Consider the following 3,337-nt stretch of genomic DNA (forward strand, 5'->3'; position numbering starts at 1 on the left):
AATTACTAACTATATGTATAGACTTCCGAACAAGTAATACTTTTATTTCTCGTGGGAATCAAACTACTCAATAACCAGAAACTATTAAGTTACAGATTATCAATTCTTTCTAGGCAAAATCCACCTTTAATTCCTAGGTTAGTCTATGTGGAAAATGGTGCTGAAAAAAAAGTAGTTATAAGTCAACAAGTTAGAGATAAAGGTTTCGATGTGAATACAGATTCTTGATTTTTTCGTGATTTTCAACGAGGCATCAGTTATGACTTATCAGACTTTCTGGAATGCTATTTTATTTAGTAGGGAAGTATGGTGTTTTTAGTAAAATCTAATTTGAGTATATATGAGCGCACCTTTTCCATTATGCTTATAATATCATGTCAAGTTTTTCTTTGTCAAGCAAATCTACTATAATTCTGAAAATGAAAATATAAAATATTTAACTTAAATAACTAAATGACCATAGCTATAGACTTCGGAACAAGTAATACCGTAATCTCCCGTTGGAATCAAACAACTCAACAGCCAGAAACTATTAAGTTACCAAACTTATCAATTATTTCTGGGCAAAATCCACCTTTAATTCCTAGTTTAGTCTATGTGGAAAATGCTGCTGAAAAAAAAGTTGTAATAGGGCAACAAGTTAGAGATAAAGGTTTCGATGTTAATACAGATTCTCAATTTTTTCGTAATTTTAAACGGGGTATTGGTGCAAATATTCAAGGATTTTTACCCGAACTTGACGGTCAAATTGTTTCTTTTGAACAGGTAGGGAAATTATTTTTAGAAGAAGTTATAGCGGGTATTCGGAATGTTCCTTTGCCAGTAGAATCTTTAATTTTTACTGTTCCAGTTGATAGTTTTGAAGCTTATCGTAATTGGTTGGGAGAAGTTTGTCAGTCTCTAAAAGTTCAACAAGTAAGAATGATTGATGAACCTACTGCGGCAGCTTNGTCAAATTGTTTCTTTTGAACAGGTAGGGAAATTATTTTTAGAAGAAGTTATAGCGGGTATTCGGAATGTTCCTTTGCCAGTAGAATCTTTAATTTTTACTGTTCCAGTTGATAGTTTTGAAGCTTATCGTAATTGGTTGGGAGAAGTTTGTCAGTCTCTAAAAGTTCAACAAGTAAGAATGATTGATGAACCTACTGCGGCAGCTTTAGGTTATGGAATGGCAGATGCAAAAATTTTATTGGTGGTTGATTTTGGTGGGGGAACTTTAGATTTATCTTTGGTAAGATTGGATAATTCGATGCAAAAACAACCTTTGGGTTTTATTCTGAAATGGGGTGAAAAATCTTTTGGTAAAAGTTCAAATCAAAAGGCAAAAACTGCGAGAGTTTTGGCAAAGGCAGGGCAGAATTTAGGAGGTTCAGATATTGATAATTGGTTAGTGGATTATTTTGTTAAAAGTCAAGGGATAGAAAAGACTCCTTTAACTACTCGTTTGGTAGAAAAGTTAAAGATTCAATTGTCTTTGCAGCAGCAGGCAACGGAAGTTTTTTTTGATGATGAAAGTTTGGAAAGTTATGAGTTGGAATTAGGGCGAAATGACTTTGAGGAAATTATTAGGAAAAATGGATTTTTNATTGATAATTGGTTAGTGGATTATTTTGTTAAAAGTCAAGGGATAGAAAAGACTCCTTTAACTACTCGTTTGGTAGAAAAGTTAAAGATTCAATTGTCTTTGCAGCAGCAGGCAACGGAAGTTTTTTTTGATGATGAAAGTTTGGAAAGTTATGAGTTGGAATTAGGGCGAAATGACTTTGAGGAAATTATTAGGAAAAATGGATTTTTTGCCAGTCTTGATAATTCTATGAATCAGATTTTACAACAGGCAAAAAGACAGGGAATAGAATTATCAGAAATTGATGCTGTTTTATTAGTAGGAGGAACTGTACAAATTCCGGCAGTTCAGAACTGGGTAAAAGAATATTTTGATGCTGGAAAAATTCGTTGTGAAAAACCTTTTGAAGCAATTTCTCAGGGAGCTTTACAATTAACTCAAGGAGTAGAAATTAAAGATTTTTTGTATCACAGTTATGGTATTCGGTATTGGGATAGAAAGAAAAATGCTCATAGTTGGCATCCATTAATTAAATCTGGTCAACCATATCCAATGACTAATTCTGTGGAATTAGTATTAGGTGCTTCAGTCAATAGTCAGCCAAGTATAGAATTAATTTTAGGAGAATTAGGTGCTGAATCTGGAGGTACAGAAGTTTACTTTGACGGCGATCGCCTAATCACTAGAAAAATATCTGGAGAACAAACTTCAGTACAACCTTTAAATGATAGAGATGGAGGTCGTAATATTGCTCAATTAAATCCTCCAGGTAATCCAGGAAGCGATCGAATTAAGGTTTTGTTTCGGGTAGATGAGTCTAGGTTTTTGAGAATAACAGTGGAAGATTTATTGACAAATGAAACTTTGTTAAATGAGCAAGCAGTTGTGCAGTTGAGTTAGTATATTTATTTCTGGAATAGTTATGTTTAATTGTTCTTTATTAAGTAGGTGGGTTTAATTATCCGTAAAATAGCGACGAAGATTCAAAATGGTGAAAACCTTTTCAAAAGTGCTTTCTGGCTTCATTTTCTGATTTTTCGTTTTAACGTTTATTTATGCCAACCTACTTATCTAGTTCTGCGGAAAATCTAGATAGAAAAAAAGGTGTTGCTGATGCGTGGGTATGATTTGTATTTGTTGGCGATAATGCTCTGTACCGCTACTGTAATAGCGCTCACTATTGAACAACAAAGACTTGAGATTATTCAGTTTTATTTTCATACCTTGATTCAGCAACGCCGATAATTCTAGACTACTTGCAGAATTAGAAAAACATTTTGTTGATAAATTTCCTCAATCAAATAATTCTACATCCAGTTTATTCTTTTCTCTTCCTTATCTCCTTACCTATATTTTATAATACCGATACTACCAGAGTTAATATTCTAAAATCTAAAAACCCAAACGTTATAGTTATGACTATAGAAAAAGCTACTACAACACAAGCAGCATTTCTACTCAATATTTCTACAGGTAGACTACGAATGCTACTGAATGAAGGTCGTGTTCGAGACGCTTATAAAGATGGAAGACGTTGGATGATTCCATTGAACAAACGAGGAATGCCGGAAATTATACCAGGTCGCCGTGGTCCTGAAGGTAGTTGGAATAAAAATAGGCGTACAGCTAATACTTTTGTTCATGTTCTACGAAAGACTATAGATTACAACCGAGATAATGGAACTTCTTATCCAGCAGTTGCTGTGAAGGTAGGAGATAAAAAAGATTATTGCCACGCTCTGAAAATAAAAGGACCTTGCCAAATAGTCTATC

The 3,337-nt window shown here is 33.7% G+C and carries 2 protein-coding genes and 3 pseudogenes; all 5 read left to right on the top strand.

Annotated elements, in window-relative coordinates:
- Window positions 1–51: 51 nt before the first annotated feature.
- Complete coding sequence (locus AFK68_RS34500) at window positions 52–228, top strand: hypothetical protein (RefSeq protein ID WP_210407238.1); 177 nt, start codon at window positions 52–54, stop codon at window positions 226–228.
- Between the two features lie 225 nt (window positions 229–453).
- A pseudogene (locus AFK68_RS41030) lies at window positions 454–949 on the top strand (Hsp70 family protein); the annotation flags it as partial.
- 1 nt (window position 950) lies between these two features.
- Window positions 951–1,584, top strand: a pseudogene (locus AFK68_RS41035) (Hsp70 family protein); the annotation flags it as partial.
- Window position 1,585: 1 nt separating this feature from the next.
- Window positions 1,586–2,464: pseudogene (locus tag AFK68_RS41040) on the top strand (Hsp70 family protein); the annotation flags it as partial.
- A gap of 515 nt (window positions 2,465–2,979) precedes the next feature.
- Window positions 2,980–3,337, top strand: a 358-nt coding sequence (locus tag AFK68_RS05070) for a hypothetical protein (RefSeq protein ID WP_094671850.1), incomplete at its 3' end; no start/stop codon positions are given.

The sequence above is a fragment of the Hydrocoleum sp. CS-953 genome (genome assembly GCF_002260545.1).
In the GTDB taxonomy this organism is placed as follows: Bacteria; Cyanobacteriota; Cyanobacteriia; order Cyanobacteriales; family Microcoleaceae; genus Trichodesmium.